The following is a 22,372-nucleotide window of genomic DNA, read 5'->3' as shown; positions in this document are numbered from 1 at the left end:
GCTCAGCCCTCTCGGGCCTTGCCGCCGGAAAACGCGGGCTCGAGCTCGTCGGCTGGAAGTTTCACCGTCACGGTGGTTCCGACGTTCTCGGTGGAGCGGACGTCGATGGTGCCGTCGTGGTTGCCGAGAATGGTGTGCACGATCGCCAGCCCGAGCCCGGTGCCGGGCACCGCCTGCCGAATGGCGTTGCTGGCCCGGAAGAACCGGCCGAACAGCGCCTCCTTGTCGTCCTCGGGAATGCCCATCCCGGTATCGGCGATCACCAGGAACGCATGGTCACCGCGCCGCTCGACGGTGACCGTGACGGTTCCTTCGGGCGGCGTGAACTTGACCGCGTTGGAGAGCAGGTTGTCGAGCACCCGGTCGAGTTGGGCGCTGTCCCCGCGTACCGGAACGGGCCCCCGAACCTCGGCGTGCAACCCGACGAAGGCTTTGGCCGCTGTCGGCTCGATCGCGGCGACGGCCCGCAGCACCACTTCGGCCAGGTCGAGCGGCCCCCGCATGGTCCGGAAGTCCCCCGACTCGATACGCGACAACGTCAGAATGTCCTCGATCAGGTCACGGAGCCGTCGAGCGTTACGGGCGATGACGTCCAGCATCCGCTCCTGCGACGCCGTCAACTGCCCCGGTTCAGCGTCACGCATCAGCTCCACGTACCCGGAGATGCTGGTCAACGGCGTCCGCAACTCATGCGACACGGTCGACATGAAGTCGGTCTTGACGGTGTCGATCTCATGCAGCCGAGCGACGACAAGCTCCTCGTTGCGCCGCATCTCCTCGGTACGCCGTGCCGCCGCGTCCAGCGCCTCGGCAATGGCCCGGATCTCGGCTGGCCCTTGCCGCGCCTCATCGCCGAAGCCGCCCTCGGCCCTGACCCCGGCACTGGCGGCCGCTACGGCACTGACACCAGCGCTGGCGGCCGCGCCGGCACTGACGCCGGTTTTGACGGCCGCGCCGGCACTGACGCCGGTTTTGACGGCCGCGCCGGCACTGACGCCGGTTTTGACGGCCGCGCCGGCGCTGGCATCCGCGCCGGCGTTGACGGCTGCTCCGGCGTTGATGCTGACGCCGGCGCTGACGACGGCTTTGAGCGGGCCGACGATCCGCCGGCGGGTGCGGACGGCCGTGAGAACCGCGACGACAGCGGCCACGACGGTGAGCACGGAGATCACCGCGATGGTCACCCAGCGCAGCGCGTCCACCCGATCACTCAGATCCGCGGCCCGTCCCTCGGCCGAGGCCCGCACTTCGTCATTGGCCGCTACGAACGCCCGAAACAGCGGCTCACCCCGCACCGCGTACCCGGCCGCCTCGTCGCTGCCCGGCGGCGCCTGCCGCTGGAGTTCGGCGACCGCCCACCAGTCGTCGGCCTGATCGATCTGGGCCGAGGTGGCACCGGCGTCCCGCTCGGCACCGAGCCGGACCAGTTCCTCCCCCGCCAGCCCGTACTCGCTGCGAGCCACCTCGTAGGTGTCGAGCATCCGCTCGTCTCCGGTCAGCGTGTACCCGCGCAGTCCCGCCTGAGCTTCGGCGAGCACCGTTCGCAGCTCGGCGTTGGCCGTCCGCAGCGGCTGCACCTCGGTAACGAGTTGCCGCTCCACGCGGTGCTCCACCAGCACCGCCGTGAGCTCGACCGCCCCGCACCCGACGACCAGCGCGACCAGGCCCGTGAAGGCCCCGGTCAGCAGCCGGCCGACCGAATCCTCACGTCGCATCGTCCGCCCACGCGCCGCTCACGCCCGGGCTCGGCTCAGCAGCGCCTGAATGCGGGAGACCAGCTCGCGCGGGCTGAACGGCTTCGTCACGTAGTCGTCGGCGCCGGCACTGAACCCGCCCTCGACATCCTGCTCCTGCACCCGCGCGGTCAACATGATGATCAGAATTCCGGCCGTTGCGGGATCGGCCCGCAACATGCGGCACACCTCGATGCCGGACAGCCCCGGCATCGACACGTCGAGCACGGCCAGCGTTGGTTGCCGGCTCCGCGCCTGCTCGACGGCGCTCTGGCCGTCCTCGACCGCGATCACCTCGAACCCCGCCTGCTCCAGCTTGAACGCCACCAGGTCGCGGATGTCGGCATCGTCGTCGGCAACCAAGACCACCGTCACGGCAATCTCCCTCTGGTTGGTGGACGCAGCTTTCGCTACTTATACGGACCATATCCGGTTAGTCCGAGTTGTGAGGCCGCTCCGCGTGTTCTCCGCCGCGCAACCCACCCGCACCCTGGGCGCAGCGAGCCTGCGCCCGCGCTCCGGTGTTCTGTTCTCAGACGCCCACTCGACCTTGAGCCGGCAGGAGGTTCCCGATGCACGCCGTGATCGACGCCATCCGCACCGAGGCACTCTTCGCTTCGAACCTGCAGCGTTCCCAGAGCCCCACCCCCGAACTGATCCGGGCCGCCGTCAACTCGACGGTCGACCGCCTCGGCGAGGCCCGCTGCGCCGAAGTCGTGGCCCAGGAGTTCGGCGAGCACCCGGACTGCGCCATCGGCCGCATGCGCTGGGCCCGCAACGCCGTTCGCCTGGCCTTCACCTGACAGCCTCATCGCCCCTCCCACCGCGCCAGCCGCCGTCCTCGCAACCAGCCGCCGCGCCGGCTGCCGTTCTTGCGGCCGGCCGGCGCGCCGAGCGGCCGCGGGAGGATCACCCCGCGTGTCCGTTGCGCCGCACCGTGGCTGGGTCGTAGGCTCGGCCACATGTTGCACGCGCGCTTGAGCATGTGGTGGCCCGCCAGACCGGCGGCCACTTCTCCCCGCGCGTAACCACTCCACGCGGCCGCCTCCCCGAGGCGGCCGTTTTCGTATGGTCGGACCTCGGTCGGCACCGCCGAGACCCGAAAGAGGACCACCATGCGGCCTTTCGCCCTGCTCCACCGGGACGGCGCCGACCACGTCGAGGTGCTGACCGGCGACGTCGTGACGGTAGAAACGCTCGACGACATCCCCTTGCACCGCGGTCGACCGACCCTGGCCGTCATCCCCTACCGCCAGATCGCCGAACGCGGCTTCGACTGCGTCGACGATGGCGCCCCACTGGAATGCCTCGTGGTGCGCTCGGCCCGGAACGAACCGCTGAGTTCCTTCCCGGCCGCTGCGCTCAGCGTCCGTGACGGCGGCTTCGACCTCTCCGACGCCGAGTACGGCGCGATCGTCGAGGACGTTCTGCGCGACGAGATCGGCCACGGCGAGGGCGCCAACTTCGTGATCCACCGCGTGTTCCGCGCCACCGTCGACGGCGACCCGGTGGCCGCCGCCCGAGCCGCTTTCGGCCGCCTGCTGGCGCACGAGCAAGGCACCTACTGGACCTTCCTCGTGCACACCGGCACCCGCACCCTGATCGGCGCCACCCCGGAACGCCACGTCAGCGTCGCCGACGGCGTCACGATGATGAACCCGATCAGCGGCACCTTCCGCCACGGCTCCGGCGACCTCCTCGACTTCCTGCACGACCCGAAGGAGACCGAGGAGCTTTACATGGTGCTGGACGAGGAGCTCAAGATGATGGCCACCGTGGCCGAGCACGGCGGTCAGGTGGCGGGCCCGTACCTCAAGCAGATGGCTCACCTCACGCACACCGAATACCTGCTCGCCGGCCAGGGCTCCCTCGACGTCCGCGACGTGCTGCGCGAGACCATGTTCGCCCCCACCGTCACCGGCAGCCCCATCGAGAACGCCTGCCGCGTGATCGCCCGTCACGAGCGCCGGGGCCGCCGCTACTACGCCGGTGTCCTGGCTCTGCTCGACCATGATGATCAGGGCCGCCAGACGCTCGACGCTCCGATCCTCATCCGCACCGCCGAGATTTCCCCCGACGGCACCCTGCGGGTCCCGGTGGGCGCCACGCTGGTCCGCCATTCGACGGCCGCCGGCGAGGTCGCCGAGACCCACACCAAGGCCGCCGGCATCTTGTCCGCGCTGGGTGCCGCCGCTGCCGGCTCCTCCTCCGTACGCCCGCAAGCCGAGACCCCGGAAGTCCGCGCCGCCCTGGCCGCTCGCAACGACGGCCTGGCCCGCTTCTGGCTCGACTCGCGCGCCCCTGGCGCGCTGACCGTCCCCGGCCTCGCCGGCAAGACCGCCCTGATCGTCGACGGCGAGGACACTTTCACCGCGATGCTCGCCCACCAGCTGAAAGCGCTCGGCCTGACCGTGACCGTGGCTCCGTGGACCAGCTTCGCAGCACACCCCGCACCCCACCATCGTGACTCGGCGCCCGCCGGAGGTGATCTCGCCGATCTGCTCGCCGACGAGGCGTCGCGGGTCGATCCACTCGCCGTCGACCTGCTCGTCGCCGGGCCCGGGCCGGGCGACCCGGGCGACCCGGAGGACCCGAAGATGGCGGTCATGCGCGACCTCATCGGGCAGCGACTGGCCGCCGGCCGGCCGCTTTTCGCCGTCTGCCTCGGGCACGAGATCCTCGCTGTCATGCTCGGGCTCGGCCTGCGCCGGCGCGACGCTCCCTATCAGGGTCTCGCCCGTGACATCGACCTCTTCGGCGAGACGCGCCGGGTCGGCTTCTACTCCAGCTTCGCCGCCGTCTCGGAGACGGACGAACTTGTCACCGCGCACGGCACGGTGGAGATCGCTCGTGACAGGACCGACTCCGCGGTGCACGCGCTGCGCGGCCCAGGCTTCGCCGGCGTGCAGTTCCACCCGGAATCGGTGCTCAGCCGCGACGGCCTGGCCGTACTCGCCGAACTTTTGCCGATATTGATGACTGACGTGGTTAGCCCGGGCAGGAACGGGTAGCGAAGAGTATTGCCGGTGGTTCAAGGGGATCGAGAGCCTCCGCTTGGGCCACCGGCCCGCACCACCATTCGGTGCGTGCGCGGCGCCGCCGACCGGCGTACGGGCTTTGTGCGTTCCGCCGGGTGGCGTTGCGGTGGCGGTCGTGCGCTCAGCCGGCCAGAACATCGTCCAGCACCGCCTCGAACCGGTCAGGCTGCTCGAAGATCGCCCGGTGACCCGCACTGTCGATCATGACGAGTTCCTTTCTGGGCGCCCGCAATTGCGCGTACCACTCGTCGAAGAGCACCTCGAGGCCCCGCATCTCGTCGGCGCCCTGCACGAACCAGGCCGGCACCGGAAGACTGAGCGCGTCGCGCCGTAGGTCGATCTCCTGCATCTGCGGGTACAGCACCGACCAGGTGTCGAGGATCGCGTTGATCGTGTGAGCCTTCTGAAGCAACGTGTACTCGCCGACACCGATCTCAAAACCCAGGGACGGCTGCGCGTACGCCTCGTTCTCGTACAACGTGATCGGCTCGTATCCCCAGACGTCGCCATAGGGCGGCGGCCCTTGGGCGGCGAGTTGTTCCGCGACGTCGTCCCGCCCGGTGGACCGAGCCCAGGCCAGGATGTCGTCGTAGAAGATCCGGTCGCTGGCTCGGAGATCGACACCCTGACCGGCGCCGATGTAAGCTGCGAATTTCTCCGGGGCTCGCTGCAGCGCGAGCACCGACAGGATCGAGCCGCCCGAATGCCCGAGCAGGTAGATCTGGTCATGGTGGAACCGCTCCCGCAAGTAGTCCGCGACGTCGAGGATGTCCCGCACCATCCGGTCGAGCGTCGCCTCAGAGGTCGGATCGAGCGCCGGGTATGAGGCGCCACCGCCCCTACGGTCGAGGGTCGCCATCACGAAACGCTGCTCGACGGCCCCGAGGTGGTTGCGGACAGCACCCAGCTCGGAACCACCCGGCGCGCCGGGAACGAACAACAGCACCGGCGCGTCCGCGTGCGCACCCCGGATCATGACGTTGAGGCCGCCGACCGTCGCCAGCTCGGCGACGCCGCCCGGAATCGGCGCGGTGCGGGCCGGGATCGCGATCGCGGTGGTCAGGAGCAGGACACCGGCAGCCGGCAGCGCCACCAGCACCTGCCCGAGGCGCCGGGTGACTCCCCGGCCGATGAGCAGCCCGAGCACCAGCGGCACGAGGGTGAGTGTGGCCTGAAGGCCGCGGCCGGCGACCAGCACGACGAAGCCGAACGCGCTGGCGTGCGGCGGACCGGTGGACGGCCCCGAGTAGCGGATCCGGGCTGTCTCGAGCGCCAATAGGAAGGCCAACGGCACGAGAACGGCCACGAGGCGAGAACTGCTGAAGCGGCCAGCGGCGAGACCGATCGCCACGCTCACGAACACCGAGCAGAGGGCCTCGGTGATCGTGAGAGGGCCGCGCGGGGTCCAGAGGCCGACGAGAACGCCCCAGGTGGCGGCGAGTGCTGTCCAGAGAATCGCAGGTGCTGTCCAGGGAATCGGTGGCATGCCGCAGAGGATCGCCGATGGACCGTGGCGAGCACACGATGCTTTGGAAGGGGTCGAGGCCATACTTTGGTAGGTCCTCAACGGACGCTCGCCCTCGTAGGCTGCGGGTCATGTCGTCGCTGCCGTTCCGGTTACTGGTGCCCGCTCCGCCGGGTGTCCGGCGCTCGGCCCTGCGTGACCGGGTCGCCGACGTCGTCGCCGTCCTCTGCGCGTTGCTCTATGGCGCCGTCATGGTGCCACTCGGCGACGCGACGGCGCCCTCCGCCGTGATTCCGTGGCAGGCCGACGTGGTGATCGGAGTGTTGAGCGCGCTCGCGCTGTTCGCACGCCGGCGATGGCCGCTCGCCGTCTGCGTGATGCTGTTGCCCCTCGGCGCCATCTCGGTGATGGCGACGGGCTCCATCCTCATCGCGCTGTTCACCGTCGCGATCCGCTACGGCGCCGGGATTCTTCTGATCCTCAGCGCCGCCCACGTCACCACCGGCATCGTCTACTACGCGTTGCAGGACAATCCGCCGTTCCCGCTGTGGGTCGACATCGCCATGCGGGCCGCGACGAGCCTCGCCACGATCGGCTGGGGTCTGTTCTTGAAGGCCTACCGAAGGTTGAGCCTGTCTTTGCACCAGGAGGCGCTGCGAGCGGTGGCGGAACAACAAATGCGCGTCGACCAGGCACGGCTGACCGAGCGGTCGCGTATCGCGCGCGAGATGCACGACGCTCTGGCACACCGCATGTCGATGGTCAGCCTGCACGCCGGTGCGCTCGAGGTGAGCAGCGACGCACCACCTGAAGAGATCGCTATGGCCGCCCGCACGATCCGGTTGAGCGCGCACGGAGCGCTGGAGGAGCTGCGCGCCGTCATCGGAGCGCTGCGCGACGACGGGCCTTCGCAGCCCGAGCCGCCGCAGCCGGGCCTCGCCGATGTGGAGCAGCTGGTTGACGGCGCGCGCACCTCAGGCATGGCGATCGACTTCGTCTGGATGAGGCCGCCCGTGGAGCCGCCTCCGGTGCTGGGGCGCACGGCCTACCGGCTGCTGCAGGAGGCGCTGACCAATGCCCGCAAACACGCGCCCGGCGAGTTGGTCGACGTACGCCTCGACGGCGCGACGGGCAGCGACCTCCGCATTCTCGTCACCAACGCCTTACCCTCCCATGCCTCCGACATCGGCGGAGCATCAGTCGGCATGTGCGGCGTCGGACACGCAGCCGACGTCGTGCCAGGGTCGGGCTCCGGGCTGGTTGGTGCGGGCGAGCGCGCGGACCTGATAGGCGGACGTGTGGAGTTCGGTCGTGACGATGACCGCTTCCGCTTCGAGGCATGGTTGCCATGGCCGGACTGACAGCGGAGAAGCGGCCCATCCGGCTGGCCATCGTCGACGACGACGCGATGGTTCGCGGGGCGCTGCGGCTGCTCTTTCGGCAGCAAGCCGACATCGAGGTGGTTGCGGAGGCCGAGAACGGCGTCGAGGCGATCCAGGTGGCGGCGGCGAACTGGCCCGATGTCATGCTCATGGACGTTCGGATGCCGCAGCTCGACGGCATGCTCGCCACTCAGCGCATCCGGAGCCGGCCGGCCGCGCCACAGATCATCATGCTGACGACGTTCAACGTCGACGAATACGTCGTCGAGTCGCTGCGGTGCGGGGCCAGCGGTTTTCTGCTCAAGGACTCGGAGCCACACGAGATCATTGCGGCCGTACGCAGGGTCTCGGCCGGCGAGAGCATGCTGTCGCCGGCGGTGATCCGCAAGGTGGTCGACTACGTCGCCGATCCCGCGGCCGGCTCGCGGCGGTCCAAGGCCAAAGCGAAACTGCGGGTGTTGACCGACCGGGAGCACGAGGTGGCGATCTGCCTGGGCGACGGCAGCTCCAACGCCGAGATCGGCGCCGCGCTCGGTATGAGTCTGCCTACCGTGAAGGGTCACGTCTCGCGGGTCATGGCCAAGCTCGCCCTGAACAACCGAGTGCAGGTGGCCATCCTCGTCCACGATGCGGAGCTGCTGTGAACGGCGAGCGCCCGGGTCGCGGGCGCCCGCCGTCGCTCCGGTCAGGACGCGGCTACCCCGGCCGCGCGGCCCTCGTGCAGAGTGATGTTCTTGCCGTCGCGCGGGTCGAACAGGTGGATCTTGTCGAGGTTCATCCAGACCTTGGCTTCGGCGCCGTCGCGTACCCGCGACTCGGCCGACAGGCGGGTCACCAGGCTGTCCTGGGGCGGCAGGTCGGCGCCGCCCGCGTCGGCGGCCAGGTCCTCCAGGTCGGCGGCGGCCGCGTGCTCCCCCTCGACCGTGAAGTAGACATACTTGTCCGAGCCCATCGACTCGACCAGGTCGACCGGTGCCGTGAACTCGAAGCCCTTCGCCCGTTGAACGTCGTCGATCAACCGGGCGTCCTCGAAGTGCTCGGGGCGGATGCCGACGATCAGTTGGCGCGGGGCGTCGCTCGCGCTGAGCGTTCGCTTCATCCGCTCGCCGAGCGGCAGGTCGCCGAGCGGTGTGCGCAGCGCCGACTCCTCGACGGCGGCCGGCAGGAAGTTCATCGACGGGGAGCCGATGAAACCGGCCACGAACAGGTTCATCGGGTGGTCGTACAGGGTCTGCGGGTCGCCCACCTGCTGGATGTAGCCGCCGCGCATGACCACGACCCGGTCGCCCAGCGTCATGGCCTCGGTCTGGTCGTGGGTCACGTACACCGTCGTGGTGCCCAGCTGCTTCTGCAGGCGCGACACCTGCGTACGCATCTGCACCCGCAATTTGGCGTCGAGGTTGGAGAGCGGCTCGTCCATGAGGAACGCCTTCGGGCTGCGGACGATCGCCCGGCCCATCGCGACCCGCTGGCGCTGGCCACCCGACAGGTTGGCCGGTTTGCGGTCCAGGTAATCCGTCAGCTCCAGGACGCGGGCCGCGTCCTCCACCTTCTGGTTGATCGTGGCCTTGTCCATCTTCGCGAGCTTCAACGGGAAAGCCATGTTCTCCCGGACGCTCATGTTCGGGTAAAGGGCGTACGACTGGAACACCATCGCGATGTCCCGGTCCTTCGGCGCCTTGTCGTTGACCCGCTGCCCGCCGATGCGCAGCTCACCGGAGGTGATGTCCTCCAGGCCGGCGATCATGTTCAGCGTTGTGGACTTTCCGCAGCCGGACGGGCCGACCAGGATGATGAACTCGCCGTCGGCGATCTCCAGGTCGATGCCGTGCACGGCCGTGGTGCCGTCCGGATAGCTCTTCGTGACCTTGTCAAGAACGATGTCAGCCATGGCAACCTAACCCTTCACCGCGCCGGACGTGAGGCCCGCGACGATGCGCCTCTGGAAGAACAGCACGAACAGAATGATCGGGATCGTGATCACCACGGCGGCCGCGGAGATCGCGCCGGTGGGGTCCTCGAACTGCGAGGCACCGGTGAAGAACGACAACGCCGCCGGAACCGTGCGCGAGCGCTCGGTCGAGGTGAGCGAGATGGCGAACAGGAAGTCGTTCCAGCAGAAGATGAAGACGAGGATCGCGGTGGTGAAGACGCCCGGCGCCGCCAACGGGGCGATCACCTTGCGGAACGCCTCGCCCTGCGTGGCGCCGTCCATCTTCGCCGCCTTCTCCAGATCCCACGGGATCTGCTTGAAGAACGCCGACAGCGTGTAGATCGCCAGCGGCAGGGCGAACGTGATGTACGGCAGGATCAGCCCGGCCCACGTGTCGAACAGGCCCGTGTTGCGCTCGATGTTGAACAGCGGCGTCACCAGCGACACCTGCGGGAACATCGCGATCAGCAGCGAGACGCCGACGAGCAGCCCCTTGCCGGGGAAATCGAGGCGGCTGATCGCGTACGCCGCCATCGTGCCCAGCACGACCGCGATCGTGGTCGCGATGAGGGCGATGCCGATCGAGTTGATCAGGGCGCGGACGAACTGGTCGGTCTGGAAGATCAGCTTGTAGTTGTCGAGGGTCCAGTCGCGGGGGATGAAGTTGCCGTCGGTCAGGGTCGGCGTCGTCTTGAACGACAGCGACGCGATCCAGAGCACCGGGATCAGCGCGAAGACGACGACGACCGCGTCGAGCAGACCCCATTTGACCTTCGCGGAGGTGTTTACGGTGGCCATCTAGCGTCGCCCCTCCTCGCTGGCGCCCGGCGCCGCGGTGCCGAACAGCTTCACGAAAATGAACGCGATGATCGCGACCGTCAGGAAGATCAGCACGGACATCGTCGAGCCGATGCCGAGGTTGAGCCCCTTGATCAGGTTGTTGTAGGCGATCATCGACACGGACGACGTCTCGTTGGCGCCATTGGTCAGCACGTAGATGTTGTCGAAGACGCGCAGCGCGTCCAGCGTGCGGAACAGCAGCGCGACCAGGATGGCCGGCTTCATCACCGGCAGCATGACCTTGGTGAACCGCTGCCACCAGCTGGCGCCGTCCATCGACGCGGCCTTGAGCAGGTCGTCGGGCACCAGAGCCAGGCCGGCCATCAGCAGCAGGGCCATGAACGGGGTGGTCTTCCAGATCTCGGCCAGAATGATGATGGCGAGCGCGCTGGCCCGTTCGGTCAGCGGCGCCCCCTCCGGGCTGACGAGGTTCGCCAGATAGCCGGTGCCCGGCGTCCAGGCGTAGCGCCAGCTGAAAGCGGCGACGACGGTGACGATGCCGTACGGGATGAGGGCGGACGTCCGGACCAGCCCGCGCCCGACCAGCGTGCGGTGCATGATCAGCGCCAGCCCCATGCCGAGCACCAGCTCGACCACCACGGAGACAACGGTGATCAGCATCGTGACGCCGAAGGCCGTCCACCAGTAGCTGTTCGACAGCACCGTCACGTAGTTCTCGAACCAGACGAACTGCCGGTCCTCGGGGAACTTGAGGTCGTACCGCTGGAGCGACAGCCAGAACGAGTAGAGGATCGGGTACGCGGTCACGACCACCATGACCAGCGCGGCCGGCGCGCACAGCAGCCAGCCGAGCTTGCGCTCCTGCTTCTTGCCCTCGCTCAGCTCGGCGCGCCGCCGGCGCCGCTGCCGCGGGATGGTCTGCTGCTCGGCGGCCTGCGAAGAAGCCGGCGTGGTGCTGGAAATGCTCACGGCAGCACTCCCTTCGACTCGAGGGCGTCCTGGATGGAGCTCTTCAGCTCGGCGCCGGTCTGGTCCGGCTCGACGCTCGCGGGCGGCGAGAGCTCGGCCGACACGACTGTGGAAAGGTTCTGGTACGCGGGGGTGCGCGGCCGTGGAGCGGCGTCCTTCAGCTCCTCGAGCAGCGTCTCCTTCATCGGGTACGCCTTGGCCATCTCCGGCTCGTTGTACACCGCCTCGATCGACGGCGGCTGTCCGGCGTTGATAGCCAGGTACTTCTGCGCCTCCGGGCCGCGCAGGCACTTGGCGGCCTCGAACGAGAGGTCGGGGTGCTTGCTGAACGCGCTGACGGCGATGTTCGAACCACCGATCGTCGTGACGCTCGGCTTGTTCGGGTCGATGCCCGGGTATCGCGCCCAGGCGACGTTCTTGGCGAGGTCCGGCGCGTCGCTCTGCATCGAGGCGTACACGTACGGCCAGTTCAGCTGGAACGCGCCGCCGCCGTTCTGGAAGGCGAGCCGGACGTCGTCCTCGATCGAGTTCGAGAACGACGGGCTGGTCACGCCGGCGGTGGCGAACGTCTTCAGGGTGCGCAGCGCGTTTACCGCGCCGGCGTCCATCACGGCGGACTTGCCGTCCTCGCTGACCACCGTGCCGCCCGAGCTGGCGACCAGGCTGTTGTACAGCACCACCAGGCCCTCGTACTGGGCGCCCATGGTGAGCACCTGGTACGTCTTGCCCTCGGCCTTGAGCTTCTGGGACATCTGGATCATCTCGTCCCATGTTTTCGGCGGGGTCGGCACGAGGTCCTTGCGGTACCAGAGCAGCTGCACGTTGGTGTTGTTCGGCGCCGCGTACAACTTGCCCTCGTATTCGCCGGAGGCGAGCGGGCCGGGCAACGTGCCGTTTTCGATCTCGCTGCGGTCGGCGCCGGTCCACTCCTTGATCCAGTCGGCGCTGGCGAACTCCTGGGTCCAGGTGACGTCCATGCCGAGGAGGTCCATGCTGTCGTCCTTGGCGGCGAGCCGGCGGACCATCTGGACCCGCTGGTCGTCGGCCGCCCGCGGCAGCACCTGGTACTTGATCTCGTACTTGCCCGCCGCCTGCTGGTTGCACATGTCCACGACGGACTGCATGTTCTCGACGGGGAACTGGTACAGATTGAGGACGGGTACGCCGCCGTTGTCGTCTGATCCGCAGGCCGCCAGTGGTGCTGCCAGAGCTAACGCGGCCCCCGCCGCGAGTGCCCGAGCGCGCAGAGAGCGCCTTTGCGGATGTCGGTCGATAGTCGCCATTGACCCTCCATCCGGCCGAACGTGCGTCGAAGTGATCTCTATCACTTCGACGACCAGTGATCCTCCTGCCCCGCACAGCGACGAAACAAACCCTCGCCGGTTCCGGGAAATGCAGGCACAATGCGCCCTACGCTGTGATCTATGGAGGCCACTTACTTCTTCGATCCCGCGTGCCCGTTCACCTGGCGCACCTCGCGCTGGCTGGTCGCAGTCGCCGGAGAGCGCGACCTGACCCTGCGCTGGCGTGCGTTCAGCCTGAAGATCCTGAACGGCGACAGCATCCCTGAGCAGTACCGGGCGGCCAGCGACGCGTCCTTCCGGGCGCTGCGCCTGGTCGAGGCTCTGCGGGCGGATCGCCGAGACGAGGTGGCGGCGGCGTTCTACACCGAGATCGGCACCCGGGTGCACGACGGCGGGGCAGCTCTCAGCGACGAACTGGTGCAGGAGGCCGCGGAGGCGGCCGGCATCGAGGACGCCAAGGCCGTGCTCGACGACGCCAGCTGGGACGACTCGGTCCGGGAGTCGCACGAGGCCGCGCTCGCCCTGGCCGGGCCGGGCATCGGCTCGCCGGTCCTGCACGTGGAAGGCGCCAAGCGCGGCCTCCACGGCCCGATCATCGGCGCGGTCCCCGAGCGCGAGGAAGCCCTGGCGATCTGGGACGCGGTCGAGCCGCTCAGCCGCGTCGACACTTTCTTCGAGGTCAAGCGCGGCCGGGGCTGAGAGTTGGCTGTGGACACAACGTGGGAGGGGGTGAATGCGTTTAACGGCGTGAGCGGGGCGGGTATCCGCGTCGCGCCACAGAACACGGGAGGGCTACATGGCCGAGCCACAGGTCACCTTGGATCCGCAGAGCCTTAACCCGGTGGAGGAGAAACTGCGCGGACCGCTCGAAGATCAACTCACCTCGGCGCTTCAGGCCGCGACGGACAAGCTTCGGCACGAGTACGCCGGGCAGAGCGTGGACGAAGTCACCGCGATGCTTCTCGACGACACTAAGACGCATCTGCATCCGGACATCGCCGCCGGGTTCCACCCGGACCACCACCAGCTGCGTCAGGTGGCCGAGGCCATCGTCGCGGGGCGCTGATACGCGCGGGGCCGGCCGTAGGAAACGGCCGGCCCGCCGATGGGTTCAGACCCGGAACAAGTCCCCGTTCAGGGCCGGGCGGGTGCTGCGGTTCAGGATCGGACCAGGTCCCTCAAGGTGTCCATGGCCTTGAGGCGGGTGGGGCCGGTGCCCAGCAAGCCGTCGGGGATGATCAGTTCGTCCAGGGCCAGGGACTCGTACTCGGCGATCGCGTCCTTCAGGGCGGCGAGGGAACCGCCGATCACCGGGGACGTGATGCCCTCGGGGATGGGGCCGTTCACCACCGTCAGCGCCTGGGCGGTTCGGGCGATCGAGTGTGGGTCGCGGCCGATGGTGGCGCAATGCGCGTCCAGGACCGCTGACTTCTGGGCGATGTGGGAGGGTATGCCCCAAGTATTCCAGGCGTCGGCGTGTTCGGCGACGATGCGGAGCATGCGCTTCTCGCCCTTGGCGCCGATCAGGATCGGTAGCGGGGTCCGTACGGGCTTCGGGTCGCATTCGGCGTCGGTCAGCTGGTAATACTCGCCGTGCAGGGTGGTGCGGGACTCGGTCAGCAGGCTCTTGATCGCCAGCAGACCCTCGACGAAACGGTCGATGCGCTGCTTCACCGGGGGCAGCTCGATGCCGTACTGCTCGTGCTCGTTGATCTGCCAGCCCGCTCCCACGCCCAGCCGGAAGCGGCCGCCGCTGATGTGGTCGACGGTCGCGGCCATGTTGGCCAGCACGGCCGGGTGACGGTAGGTCATGCCGTACACCAGAGTGGTGATTTCGACCCTCGGCACCGCGGCGGCCAGCGCGGCCACCACCGAGCCGCACTCGAGCACCGCGCCCGACTCGCCGTTGGGCATGAAGTGGTCGGCGAAGTGCACGCCGTCCCAGCCGGTCTCCGACGCGTGCCGGGCCGCCTCGAGCACGTTCGCAAAGCTCTGCGCCGCCGAGGGCCAGATCGAAAGTCGCATACGCCGATCATCACATTGAGCGCCGGAGAAAGGCGCGGGCCGGGCGACTTCACGCCGCCCGGCCCGCGGAAGGCCACCTGACCCGGGGAAGGGCGTCAGGCGAGGCGGAGCTTGCCGGCTGCGTGGAGTTCGGTGATGGCGGCGTTCAGCTCGTCGAGTTCGTCGTCGGCGTTGGCCGCGGTCACCTGGGCCCGGAAGCCGACCTGGTCGCGCGGGACCAGCGGGTACGCGGCCAGCGTCACGTAGATGCCGCGGTCCCACAGCAGCTTGCCGACCGCGTCGATGTCCTCGCCCTCGGCCAGGGGCAGCTCGATCACCGGCGTGCTGCCCGTGTTCGGGGTGTAGACGCCCAGGGACCGTACGTGGTCCAGGACCTTCATCGTCTTCCGGTACAGCTCGGCCCGGATGTCGTCGCCCCGCTTCTCGTTCACCGACAGACCGGCCAGCACCGTCGCCAGGGACGCCGTCGGGGCCGGGCCCGAGTACAGGTACGGCGGCGCCGACACCTTCAGGTGGTTCTTCAGCCACGTCGGCAGGGCCAGGAACGCCAGCAGCGACGAGTAGCTCTTCGAGAAGCCGCCCACCAGCACGATGTTGTCGTACGTCTCGCCGGCGTACTTGACGATCGCATTGCCCTTCAGGCCGTACGGGGACTTCTCGTTCACGCCGCGCTCGCCGATCACGCCGAAGCCGTGGGCGTCGTCCACGTACAGCAGGGCCCCGTATTCGCGGCACACCGCGGCGAAGGCCGCCAGGTCCGGCGCGTTGCCCGTCATGCTGTTCACGCCGTCCATGGCCACGATCTTCGAGACGCCGGCGGGAGCCGCACGCAACATAGCCCGCAATTCGGACACGTCGGAAGCAGCGAAGCGGGAGACCGTGGCGCCCAGACCACGGGCGTACATGGAACCGTCGTAAATGGTCTTGTGGGCCTGGGAGTCGAGGAAGATGTGGCCCTTGCCGGCCAGGATCGGCAGCACCGACATGTGAATGTGGGTGATCGTGGGCAGGACCAGCGTGTCCGGCGCGTCCAGCAGGGCCGTCAGCTGCTCCTCGATCTGCGGGTACAGGGCCGGGTTGCCCAGCAGCCGCGACCAGCTCGGGTGCGTGCCCCAGCGGCGTACCTCGGGCTCGATGGCCTCGATGATCTCGGGCTCGAGGTCGAAGCCGAGGTAGTTGCAGGAGGCGAAGTCGGCCAGCCAGTGGTCGCCGACCCGGATGCGGCGGCCCTTGACCTCCTCGATCGTGGCGTCGTACATGGGGTTGCCACTACGCAGTCGCTCCAGGTCCGCCCACTTGCCGTCGCGCTTGACGAACTCGAGACCGTCGCTCATGAAAGACCCTTCGTGAGAATCGTTGATTGGAACTCTTCGGATGTGACCGGCTTGGAGAACAGGTAGCCCTGCCCGTACGGGCACCCCATGGCGACCAGGGCCGCGCGGTGCTCCTCCAGCTCGATGCCCTCGGCCACGACCGCCAGGTCGAGGGTTCGGGCCAGGTTGACGATCGTCTCGACCAGGGCCATCTGCTGGCGGCTGTGCAGGATGTCGTCGATGAAGGACTTGTCGATCTTCAGGACGTCGACCGGCATCTGGCTCAGGTAGCTCAGCGATGAGTACCCCGTGCCGAAGTCGTCGATGGCGATCCGGACGCCCATGGCCCGCAGCTCGTGCAGGTCACGCCAGACCTGGTCCGCGTCGTGCAGCACCAGGCTCTCGGTGATCTCCAGGAGCAGCCATTTCGGGTCGGCTCCTATATCGGCCAGCACCTCTTTGACTTGAGAGACGAAGCCGGGTGTACGGAATTGACGGGCCGACACGTTCACGCTGACGTACCGCATGAGGCCGCCGGTGTCCGCGCGCCGCCACTCGGCGAAGGTGCGCAGCGCCTCGCGCAGCACCCAGCCGCCGATCGCGACCACCGCCCCGTTCTCCTCGGACAGCTCGATGAACTCGTTCGGGCCGAGCAGGCCGCGGGCCGGGTGCTGCCAGCGGACCAGGGCCTCGAGGCCGATCGTCTCGCCGGTCGGCAGGTCGACGATGGGCTGGAAGCGCAGCCGCATCTGGTCGCCCGGCACCGCCTCGTTGAGGGCCGAGCGCATCTCGAGGCGGCGCAGCATCGCCTCGTGCATCTCGTCCTCGTAGCGCTGCCACGTGTTCTTGCCCTCGGTCTTCGCCCCGTACATGGCCACGTCGGCCCGGCGCAGCAGCTCGGTGATCCCGGCCGTCTCGGCGCTGGTCGCGACGCCGACGCTGGCCGCGCCGCGCACCAGGTGCGTGGCCCCGGTGGCGTCGGTGACCTCGATCGGCTCGGCCAGCGCGGCCACGATGCGCCCGGCGATCTGCTCGGCGTCGGCCTGCGCGTCGACCTGTTCCAGCAGCACCGCGAACTCGTCGCCGCCGGTGCGGGCCACCGTGCTCAGCGGTCCGACCACGGCCGAGATGCGCTCGCCGACGGTGGTCAGCAGCTGGTCGCCGGCGGCGTGCCCGAGCGTGTCGTTGACCTCCTTGAAGTCGTCGAGGTCGATGAAGAGCACGGCCACTTCGTGCCGGCGGCCGTCGGCGAAGTGGGCCGCGTGCTCGAGCCGGTTCTGGAACAGGGCGCGGTTGGCCAGCCCGGTCAGCGCGTCGTGGTACGCCTGGTGGGCCAGGTCGTTCTCGAGGCGCCGCCGCTCGGTGACGTCTCTTATGGTGATCACGAGCCCGGCCACGGCCGGGTCGTCGCGCAGGTCGCGGCAGGTGCACTCGACCTGCAGGAGCAGGTCGTCGCCGCTGATCGCGGTCAGGTCGACGCCGTCGCGGAAACCCTGCCCCGAGCGCACCTGGTCGAGTAGTCCGGTGAGCTCGGCGTGGTCGGTGCCGGCGATGAGCCGGCGCAGCGGCATGCCGACCAGGTTCGTGTGACCGAACACGGGCAGCGCGGACGGGCTGGCGTAGCGGATCACCTCGTCGTCGCCGACGATCATGATCACGTCGGAGGCGCTCTGGATCAGCGCGCGGAAGTAGTCCTCGCTGCTGCGCCGGTTCACCTCGGCGGTCAGGTTGATCCGCTCGATGGCCATGGTGCCCTGCGTCATCAGGGCCACGAAGGCCGGCTCGAGCGCGGTCAGCACCTCGTCGTCGGCGGCCAGGTACATCCGCCGGTGCCGGCGCGGCTCGCCCGGCTTGCGCGGTGACGCGATCGCCTCGGCGCACAGCGCCCAGGTGAAGCCCGCGAGCGCCTGGGCGACCAGGGCCGGCTCCTCGGCGATCGGGACCTTGCGGGTGCCGACCAGGCCGGTGGTTTTGCCGGGCCGGGCGTCGACGGAGAGCACGAACTCGGCCCACGGCTGCCCGGCCGGCACGATCGCGCCGAGCGCCTTCTTGAGGGCCTCGTACGCGTCGGCCTCGCTGCTCGCCGCGACCAGGTCGGCGCCGGTGATGCGCAGTGTGCGCTCCCGGGCCGCGGCGACCCGCTGGACCTGCATGAGCCCGGCCACGCGCAGCATCACGGCCAGGAACATCAGCGCGCTGGCGGTGGCGATCATCGGGGCGTCGGTGACGTCGCCGCCGAGGTCCTCGATGAGCAGGACGGCCGGGGCGATCAGGGCCGCGACGACCATGAGGGCGATCCGCCGGCCGCCCGCGATGGTCTGCGTGACCCGTTCCCCGCTGAGGGTCAGGTCCCGCATCGACGGGTGCAGGGAGGAGAGCGCGATCGCGGTGTAGAACAAAATCCAGCCGAAGTCGACGGGGCCGCCGACCTCCCAGTTGTCGGCCAGCTGCCGCAGGCCGTAGACGACGTCGGTGACCAGCAGGCTGGAGACGCCGACGACCAGGATCGTCAGGGCGGCCGGCTTGCGGCCACCGCCGGTCAGCAGCCGGGCGAACATGGCCAGGGCCAGCACGTCGCCGAGCGGGTAGGCGATCGAGACGAGCTTGTCGGGCAGGGTCAGGCCGGTGTCGTGCACGTACGGCGCGATCAGGAAGACCCAGGACAGCAGGCCGAGACCGGCCGTGGGCACGAGCGCGTCGAGCAGCGCGGCCCGGTTGTCGGTGCCGGACCGCGCGCGGATGAAGATCAGCAACGCGATCGCCAGCATCGGGTAGATGATCAGGTAGAACAGGTCGGCCAGCGACGGGAACGGGTTGGTGTACCCGAGGTAGTCGGTGAGCACGTTGTAGGTGGTGTCGCCCAGGGTGAAGCAGGCGACCACGGCCGACAGCAGGTACCAGGGCAGCTTGCGCGACGGCTTGTGCAACCGGATGCCGACCAGCACGGCTGCCGCCCCGGAAAGCCCGATCGCCGCCCAGGAGTACATGCTGTACGCCGGGAGCGCGTAGAAGACCACCGTCAGGGCAGCCACCCACGCGGCGAAGCACAACTGCATGCGCGCGGCGGACATCCGGGCCTCCGATCTCGGGAATGACAGGCCCTCAGATCGGCGGCGGAGGACGCGGCTTTACGAAAACCGGTGCAGGGTGGCGCGGAGCCGGTCCAGGTCACGCCGCCGGCGCTCCAGCGTCGTGGCCAGCGCCACCAGCAGCAGCCCGGCCGCGGCGAGCGGGATCCAGCGCGGCAGTAGGTCCCACACCGGCGCCATCTCGTGCAGCGCCACCAGGGCCAGGGCGCCGCCGCCGAGCAGCACCGGGGCCCGTAGTCCGGCCCGCGCCCCGGCCAGCACGATCGCCAGCGCGCCCAGACCGAGCAGCAGCCGCCGCGGATGCTGCCCGTCGCCCGCGACGATCGCGATCAGGCTCGGCGCCAGCGCCACCACCAGGGCGAGGCCGTAGGTGGTCCAGCTTCCGGCCGCCGGTCGCGCCCGGCGGACGAGGATTCCCGCCAGCAGGGCGACGCTTGCGGTGGGCAGGGTGTACGCCTCCAGCACGCTCACCCCAGCGTGAGCGAGCGCCAGGACCACCGCGTCGACCAGGACGGCGTACGCCCCGAGCACCGCACCCGGCCCACGCCGGCCCGCCGGGACCAGCACGATCGCGGCCGCGACCAGCAGAGCCAGCGCCACCGGAACCGACCAGTCGGCCCGAGCCATGGTCACCTGGTCGACGGTCACCACGAAGACGGCGATCCCCAGGACGGCCGCCACCGACAGAGCCGCGATCCGCGCACCGATCAGAGACGCGAACAACGCGGCCACCACGACTACCGCCGCGACGTCGACCAGCCAGCCGGCCGGGCTCAGCACCGCGGTGACCCGGCCGGCCGCGACCACGAACGCCACCAGCAGCAGGGACGTCGCGATGGCCCGGGCGGTCCGCCGCCGGGCGACGACAGCCCCCGTGACCACGGCGAGCGCCGCCGCGACCAGCGCCGCCGCCGCCCCGAACGGCTCGTCCGAGGCCAGCCCGATCAGCGCACAGACCCCAGCCGCCACCACCGCCACACCACCCGCGACCGTGGCGGCCAGGCGCAGGCGCCCGGTCGCCAGCACCGCGACATCCAGCGCGGCCACCCCCACGAAGGCGAACGCCCACCCGGTCAGGCCCGGCTCGGCGACTGCCACCAGCAACGGCACCACCGGCTGCGCCACCAGCAGAGCGGCATAGCGGGGCGCCACCAGCCCGGTGAAGTGCTCGTACCCCGCGGCCACGGCTCCGGTGACGGCGAAGACCGCCGCCGAGTACCCCCAGCCCGATCCGTCCGCGACGCCCAACAGATTCACGTGCCACGCCGCGTACCCGTCAAGCAGCGTCAGCAGAAAACCCACAGCGGCGAACGTCTCGGCCGTGGCCGTCAGGCCACGCCGCGCCGCCGCCGGCGGAACCGCGAGCGCCACCCCCGTGAACCCGGCCAGCAGCACGGCCCGCCCGCCGATCCCGAACTGCGCCCAGGCGACCGCCGTGAACACGATCGCCGCCACCGCCAGCAGCAGCCCACCGAGAATGAACAGCGCGTTCCGCACGAAACCGCCGGAAGCCGCCGGCGCCGCGATGGCGTTCCGCCGCTTCCACGCCTGATCGAGCGCCACCTCGATCTCCCGTACGGCCAGGCGGGCCGCGCCCAGCCGCCGGATCAGCTCGGTGATCTCGGCATCGGCCAGGGCCAGCTCGGTGTTCGCGGCAGGATGAGTCATGCCGTCGATCCTTGTCGCGGCCGGCCGCCGGCGGATGAGTCCGCGTACTCACTTGACCCAGGCCGACATAATGCGCGGCGATGATCGAGATCCGGGAATTGACGAAGACCTACGGCGGGATCGACGCCGTCAAGGACGTCACGTTCACCGCCTCGCCGGGCCGGGTCACCGGTTTCCTCGGGATGAACGGGTCGGGCAAGACCACCACCCTGCGCGTGCTGCTCGGCCTGAGCCGGGCCACCTCGGGCCAGGCCCTGCTCAACGGCCGCCGCTACCGCGACCTGGACCGGCCGTCGCGCCAGGTCGGCGCGGTCCTCGAGCAGGGGCTCAGCCATCCCGGCCAGACCGGGCGCGGCCATCTGCGCACGCAGGCTCTCCTCTGCGGCGCCGGCGCCGGCCGGGTCGACGAGCTTCTGGAGTACGTCGGCCTGGCCGACGCCGCGCGCAAGCGGACCGGCGACTACTCACTCGGCATGCGGCAGCGCCTGGCCGTGGCCACCGCCATGCTGGGCGGGCCGTCGATCCTCGTGCTCGACGAGCCGGCCAACGGCCTCGACCCGTCCGGCATGGCCTGGCTGCGCGGGCTGCTGCGCGGTCACGCCGAGGCCGGCGGCACCGTGCTCATCTCCAGCCACCTGCTCGGCGAGCTGGAGCAGCTGGTCGACGACGTGGTGATCATCGCGGGCGGCCGGATCCGCCTGGCCGAGCCCCTTCAGGCGCTGACCGGCCGGCAGGCGATGCGGCTGCGCGTCCGCGGGCGCGACCCGCGCGCCCTGTGGGCCGCCTTCGAAAGCGCCGGGGCCGGTGTGACCACCGATGGCCACGTGCTGCACGTGACCGGCCTGACCCCCGAGGACGCCGGCGAGATCGCCTTCGCGGTCCAGCAGCCGATCTACGAGCTCGCCTCCGACGCACCGACCCTGGAACAGCTCTTCTTCGAACTGGCCGGGGGCGCCTCATGATCGCCGTGATCCGCAGCGAGCTCTACCGGACGCTCTCCATCCGCTCCAGCTGGGTGTCGCTGGCCGGCACGATCGCCCTGGCCATGATGTTCGGCTTCCTCAGCGCCGACTTCTGGTCGCTCTTCGCCGGGCTGGGCGTCTTCGGCATCGCCGTCGTCACCACGTCGGCCCACTACCAGCACCGCACGGCCGTACTCCTGTTCCTCGGCCGCCCGCGCCGGCTGGTCGTGCTGGCCGGCCAGTGCGTGGCCGCCGTGCTGATCGCGGTGGCCCTCGCCGTGATCAGCGGCTTCACGTTCATCGGGAGCCAGGAGTCGAAGCAGTTCACCGGCACCCTGATCGCCCTGCCGATGATCGCCCTGTTCGGCGTGGCCAACGCGACCCTCGTACGCCGCCCGCTCTGGCTCTTCGCCGGCTACATCGGCTTCATCACCTTCGTCGAGGGCCTGCTCGGCCAGCTGAAGGACCCGTGGCCGTTCACGTCCTTCCTCGAGGCGGCCGGCGGCAAGCCCGAGGGCCTGCTCAAGTTCACCCTCTGGACCGTCCTGGCCATGGCCGGTGCGATCTGGAGCATCCGCCGCGACCTTTCCGGCGACTAGGCCGTGTCCTGCCGATCAGTTGATCAGTTCTGGTTGATGTGTCGGGTGTTGGGCGTGGTGAGCTGACGGACAAGGCGTGGGCGGTGATCGA

Annotated in this window: 19 protein-coding genes; 8 read left to right on the top strand and 11 right to left on the bottom strand. The window is 69.6% G+C overall.

Annotated elements, in window-relative coordinates:
• Positions 1–2: 2 nt before the first annotated feature.
• Entirely contained in the window at positions 3–1,715 is a 1,713-nt protein-coding gene (locus ACGFJ7_RS45085; RefSeq protein ID WP_392648468.1) for an ATP-binding protein, read from the bottom strand.
• An 18-nt stretch (positions 1,716–1,733) separates the two neighbouring features.
• Entirely contained in the window at positions 1,734–2,108 is a 375-nt protein-coding gene (locus ACGFJ7_RS45080) for a response regulator transcription factor (RefSeq protein WP_097318880.1), read from the bottom strand.
• A 197-nt stretch (positions 2,109–2,305) separates the two neighbouring features.
• Here ACGFJ7_RS45080 and ACGFJ7_RS45075 point away from each other — a divergent pair, with 197 nt between their 5' ends.
• Together ACGFJ7_RS45075 and ACGFJ7_RS45070 are read left to right on the top strand one after the other, a co-directional pair.
• On the top strand, positions 2,306–2,536 hold the full coding sequence (locus tag ACGFJ7_RS45075) for a hypothetical protein (RefSeq protein ID WP_360259791.1): 231 nt from the start codon (positions 2,306–2,308) through the stop codon (positions 2,534–2,536).
• 312 nt (positions 2,537–2,848) lie between these two features.
• Positions 2,849–4,744, top strand: a complete 1,896-nt coding sequence (locus ACGFJ7_RS45070; RefSeq protein WP_392648466.1) for an anthranilate synthase family protein — start codon at positions 2,849–2,851, stop codon at positions 4,742–4,744.
• Positions 4,745–4,892: 148 nt separating this feature from the next.
• Here the strand turns inward: ACGFJ7_RS45070 and ACGFJ7_RS45065 are convergent, their stop codons facing one another.
• Positions 4,893–6,257, bottom strand: a complete 1,365-nt coding sequence (locus ACGFJ7_RS45065) for an alpha/beta fold hydrolase (protein WP_392648464.1) — start codon at positions 6,255–6,257, stop codon at positions 4,893–4,895.
• Between the two features lie 110 nt (positions 6,258–6,367).
• Between ACGFJ7_RS45065 and ACGFJ7_RS45060 the strand changes: the two genes are divergently transcribed.
• On the top strand, positions 6,368–7,597 hold the full coding sequence (locus ACGFJ7_RS45060; RefSeq protein WP_392648463.1) for a sensor histidine kinase: 1,230 nt from the start codon (positions 6,368–6,370) through the stop codon (positions 7,595–7,597).
• On the top strand, positions 7,585–8,262 hold the full coding sequence (locus tag ACGFJ7_RS45055; RefSeq protein WP_392648461.1) for a response regulator: 678 nt from the start codon (positions 7,585–7,587) through the stop codon (positions 8,260–8,262). The genes ACGFJ7_RS45060 and ACGFJ7_RS45055 overlap by 13 nt, the downstream gene beginning before the upstream one ends.
• 41 nt (positions 8,263–8,303) lie before the next feature.
• Here ACGFJ7_RS45055 and ACGFJ7_RS45050 read toward each other — a convergent pair whose 3' ends face one another.
• The 4 genes from ACGFJ7_RS45050 to ACGFJ7_RS45035 are packed head-to-tail and all read right to left on the bottom strand — an operon-like array spanning position 8,304 to position 12,445.
• Positions 8,304–9,509 carry an ABC transporter ATP-binding protein gene (locus tag ACGFJ7_RS45050; protein ID WP_392648459.1) on the bottom strand — a complete coding sequence of 402 codons (1,206 nt, stop codon included), beginning with the start codon at positions 9,507–9,509 and terminating at the stop codon, positions 8,304–8,306.
• 6 nt (positions 9,510–9,515) lie between these two features.
• Positions 9,516–10,349, bottom strand: coding sequence for a carbohydrate ABC transporter permease (locus tag ACGFJ7_RS45045; protein WP_097318874.1), 834 nt, complete (start codon positions 10,347–10,349; stop codon positions 9,516–9,518).
• Positions 10,350–11,321 (bottom strand): sugar ABC transporter permease, encoded by a 972-nt coding sequence (locus tag ACGFJ7_RS45040; protein WP_360259777.1) that lies wholly within the window; start codon positions 11,319–11,321, stop codon positions 10,350–10,352.
• Entirely contained in the window at positions 11,318–12,445 is a 1,128-nt protein-coding gene (locus ACGFJ7_RS45035) for an ABC transporter substrate-binding protein (protein WP_360259775.1), read from the bottom strand. The genes ACGFJ7_RS45040 and ACGFJ7_RS45035 overlap by 4 nt, the downstream gene beginning before the upstream one ends.
• A gap of 300 nt (positions 12,446–12,745) precedes the next feature.
• Between ACGFJ7_RS45035 and ACGFJ7_RS45030 the strand changes: the two genes are divergently transcribed.
• Positions 12,746–13,324, top strand: a complete 579-nt coding sequence (locus tag ACGFJ7_RS45030) for a DsbA family protein (protein WP_392648454.1) — start codon at positions 12,746–12,748, stop codon at positions 13,322–13,324.
• A gap of 97 nt (positions 13,325–13,421) precedes the next feature.
• Positions 13,422–13,691, top strand: coding sequence for a hypothetical protein (locus ACGFJ7_RS45025; protein ID WP_360259770.1), 270 nt, complete (start codon positions 13,422–13,424; stop codon positions 13,689–13,691).
• A gap of 92 nt (positions 13,692–13,783) precedes the next feature.
• Here the strand turns inward: ACGFJ7_RS45025 and ACGFJ7_RS45020 are convergent, their stop codons facing one another.
• From ACGFJ7_RS45020 to ACGFJ7_RS45005, 4 genes are all read right to left on the bottom strand, one after another.
• A complete protein-coding gene (locus ACGFJ7_RS45020) occupies positions 13,784–14,650 on the bottom strand; it encodes an LLM class flavin-dependent oxidoreductase (RefSeq protein ID WP_392648452.1) in 867 nt (288 codons plus the stop codon).
• A 95-nt stretch (positions 14,651–14,745) separates the two neighbouring features.
• Complete coding sequence (locus ACGFJ7_RS45015) at positions 14,746–15,984, bottom strand: aminotransferase class I/II-fold pyridoxal phosphate-dependent enzyme (protein WP_392648450.1); 1,239 nt, start codon at positions 15,982–15,984, stop codon at positions 14,746–14,748.
• Positions 15,981–19,034, bottom strand: a complete 3,054-nt coding sequence (locus ACGFJ7_RS45010) for an EAL domain-containing protein (RefSeq protein ID WP_360259763.1) — start codon at positions 19,032–19,034, stop codon at positions 15,981–15,983. Before ACGFJ7_RS45010 ends, ACGFJ7_RS45015 begins: the two co-directional genes overlap by 4 nt.
• 57 nt (positions 19,035–19,091) lie before the next feature.
• A complete protein-coding gene (locus ACGFJ7_RS45005; protein ID WP_392648448.1) occupies positions 19,092–20,720 on the bottom strand; it encodes an SCO7613 C-terminal domain-containing membrane protein in 1,629 nt (542 codons plus the stop codon).
• Positions 20,721–20,800: 80 nt separating this feature from the next.
• On the opposite strand from ACGFJ7_RS45005, the gene ACGFJ7_RS45000 reads away from it, so the two are divergent.
• On the top strand, positions 20,801–21,682 hold the full coding sequence (locus ACGFJ7_RS45000) for an ATP-binding cassette domain-containing protein (protein ID WP_360259759.1): 882 nt from the start codon (positions 20,801–20,803) through the stop codon (positions 21,680–21,682).
• Positions 21,679–22,281: a hypothetical protein gene (locus ACGFJ7_RS44995; RefSeq protein ID WP_360259757.1), complete on the top strand. Its 603-nt coding sequence runs from the start codon at positions 21,679–21,681 to the stop codon at positions 22,279–22,281. Before ACGFJ7_RS45000 ends, ACGFJ7_RS44995 begins: the two co-directional genes overlap by 4 nt.
• The last annotated feature ends 91 nt before the right edge of the window (positions 22,282–22,372 follow it).

The organism is Actinoplanes sp. NPDC048988 (assembly GCF_043197815.1).
Taxonomy (GTDB): domain Bacteria; phylum Actinomycetota; class Actinomycetes; order Mycobacteriales; family Micromonosporaceae; genus Actinoplanes.
Note: the sequence above shows the minus strand (reverse complement) of the source record. Positions and strands in the feature narration are given on the sequence as shown.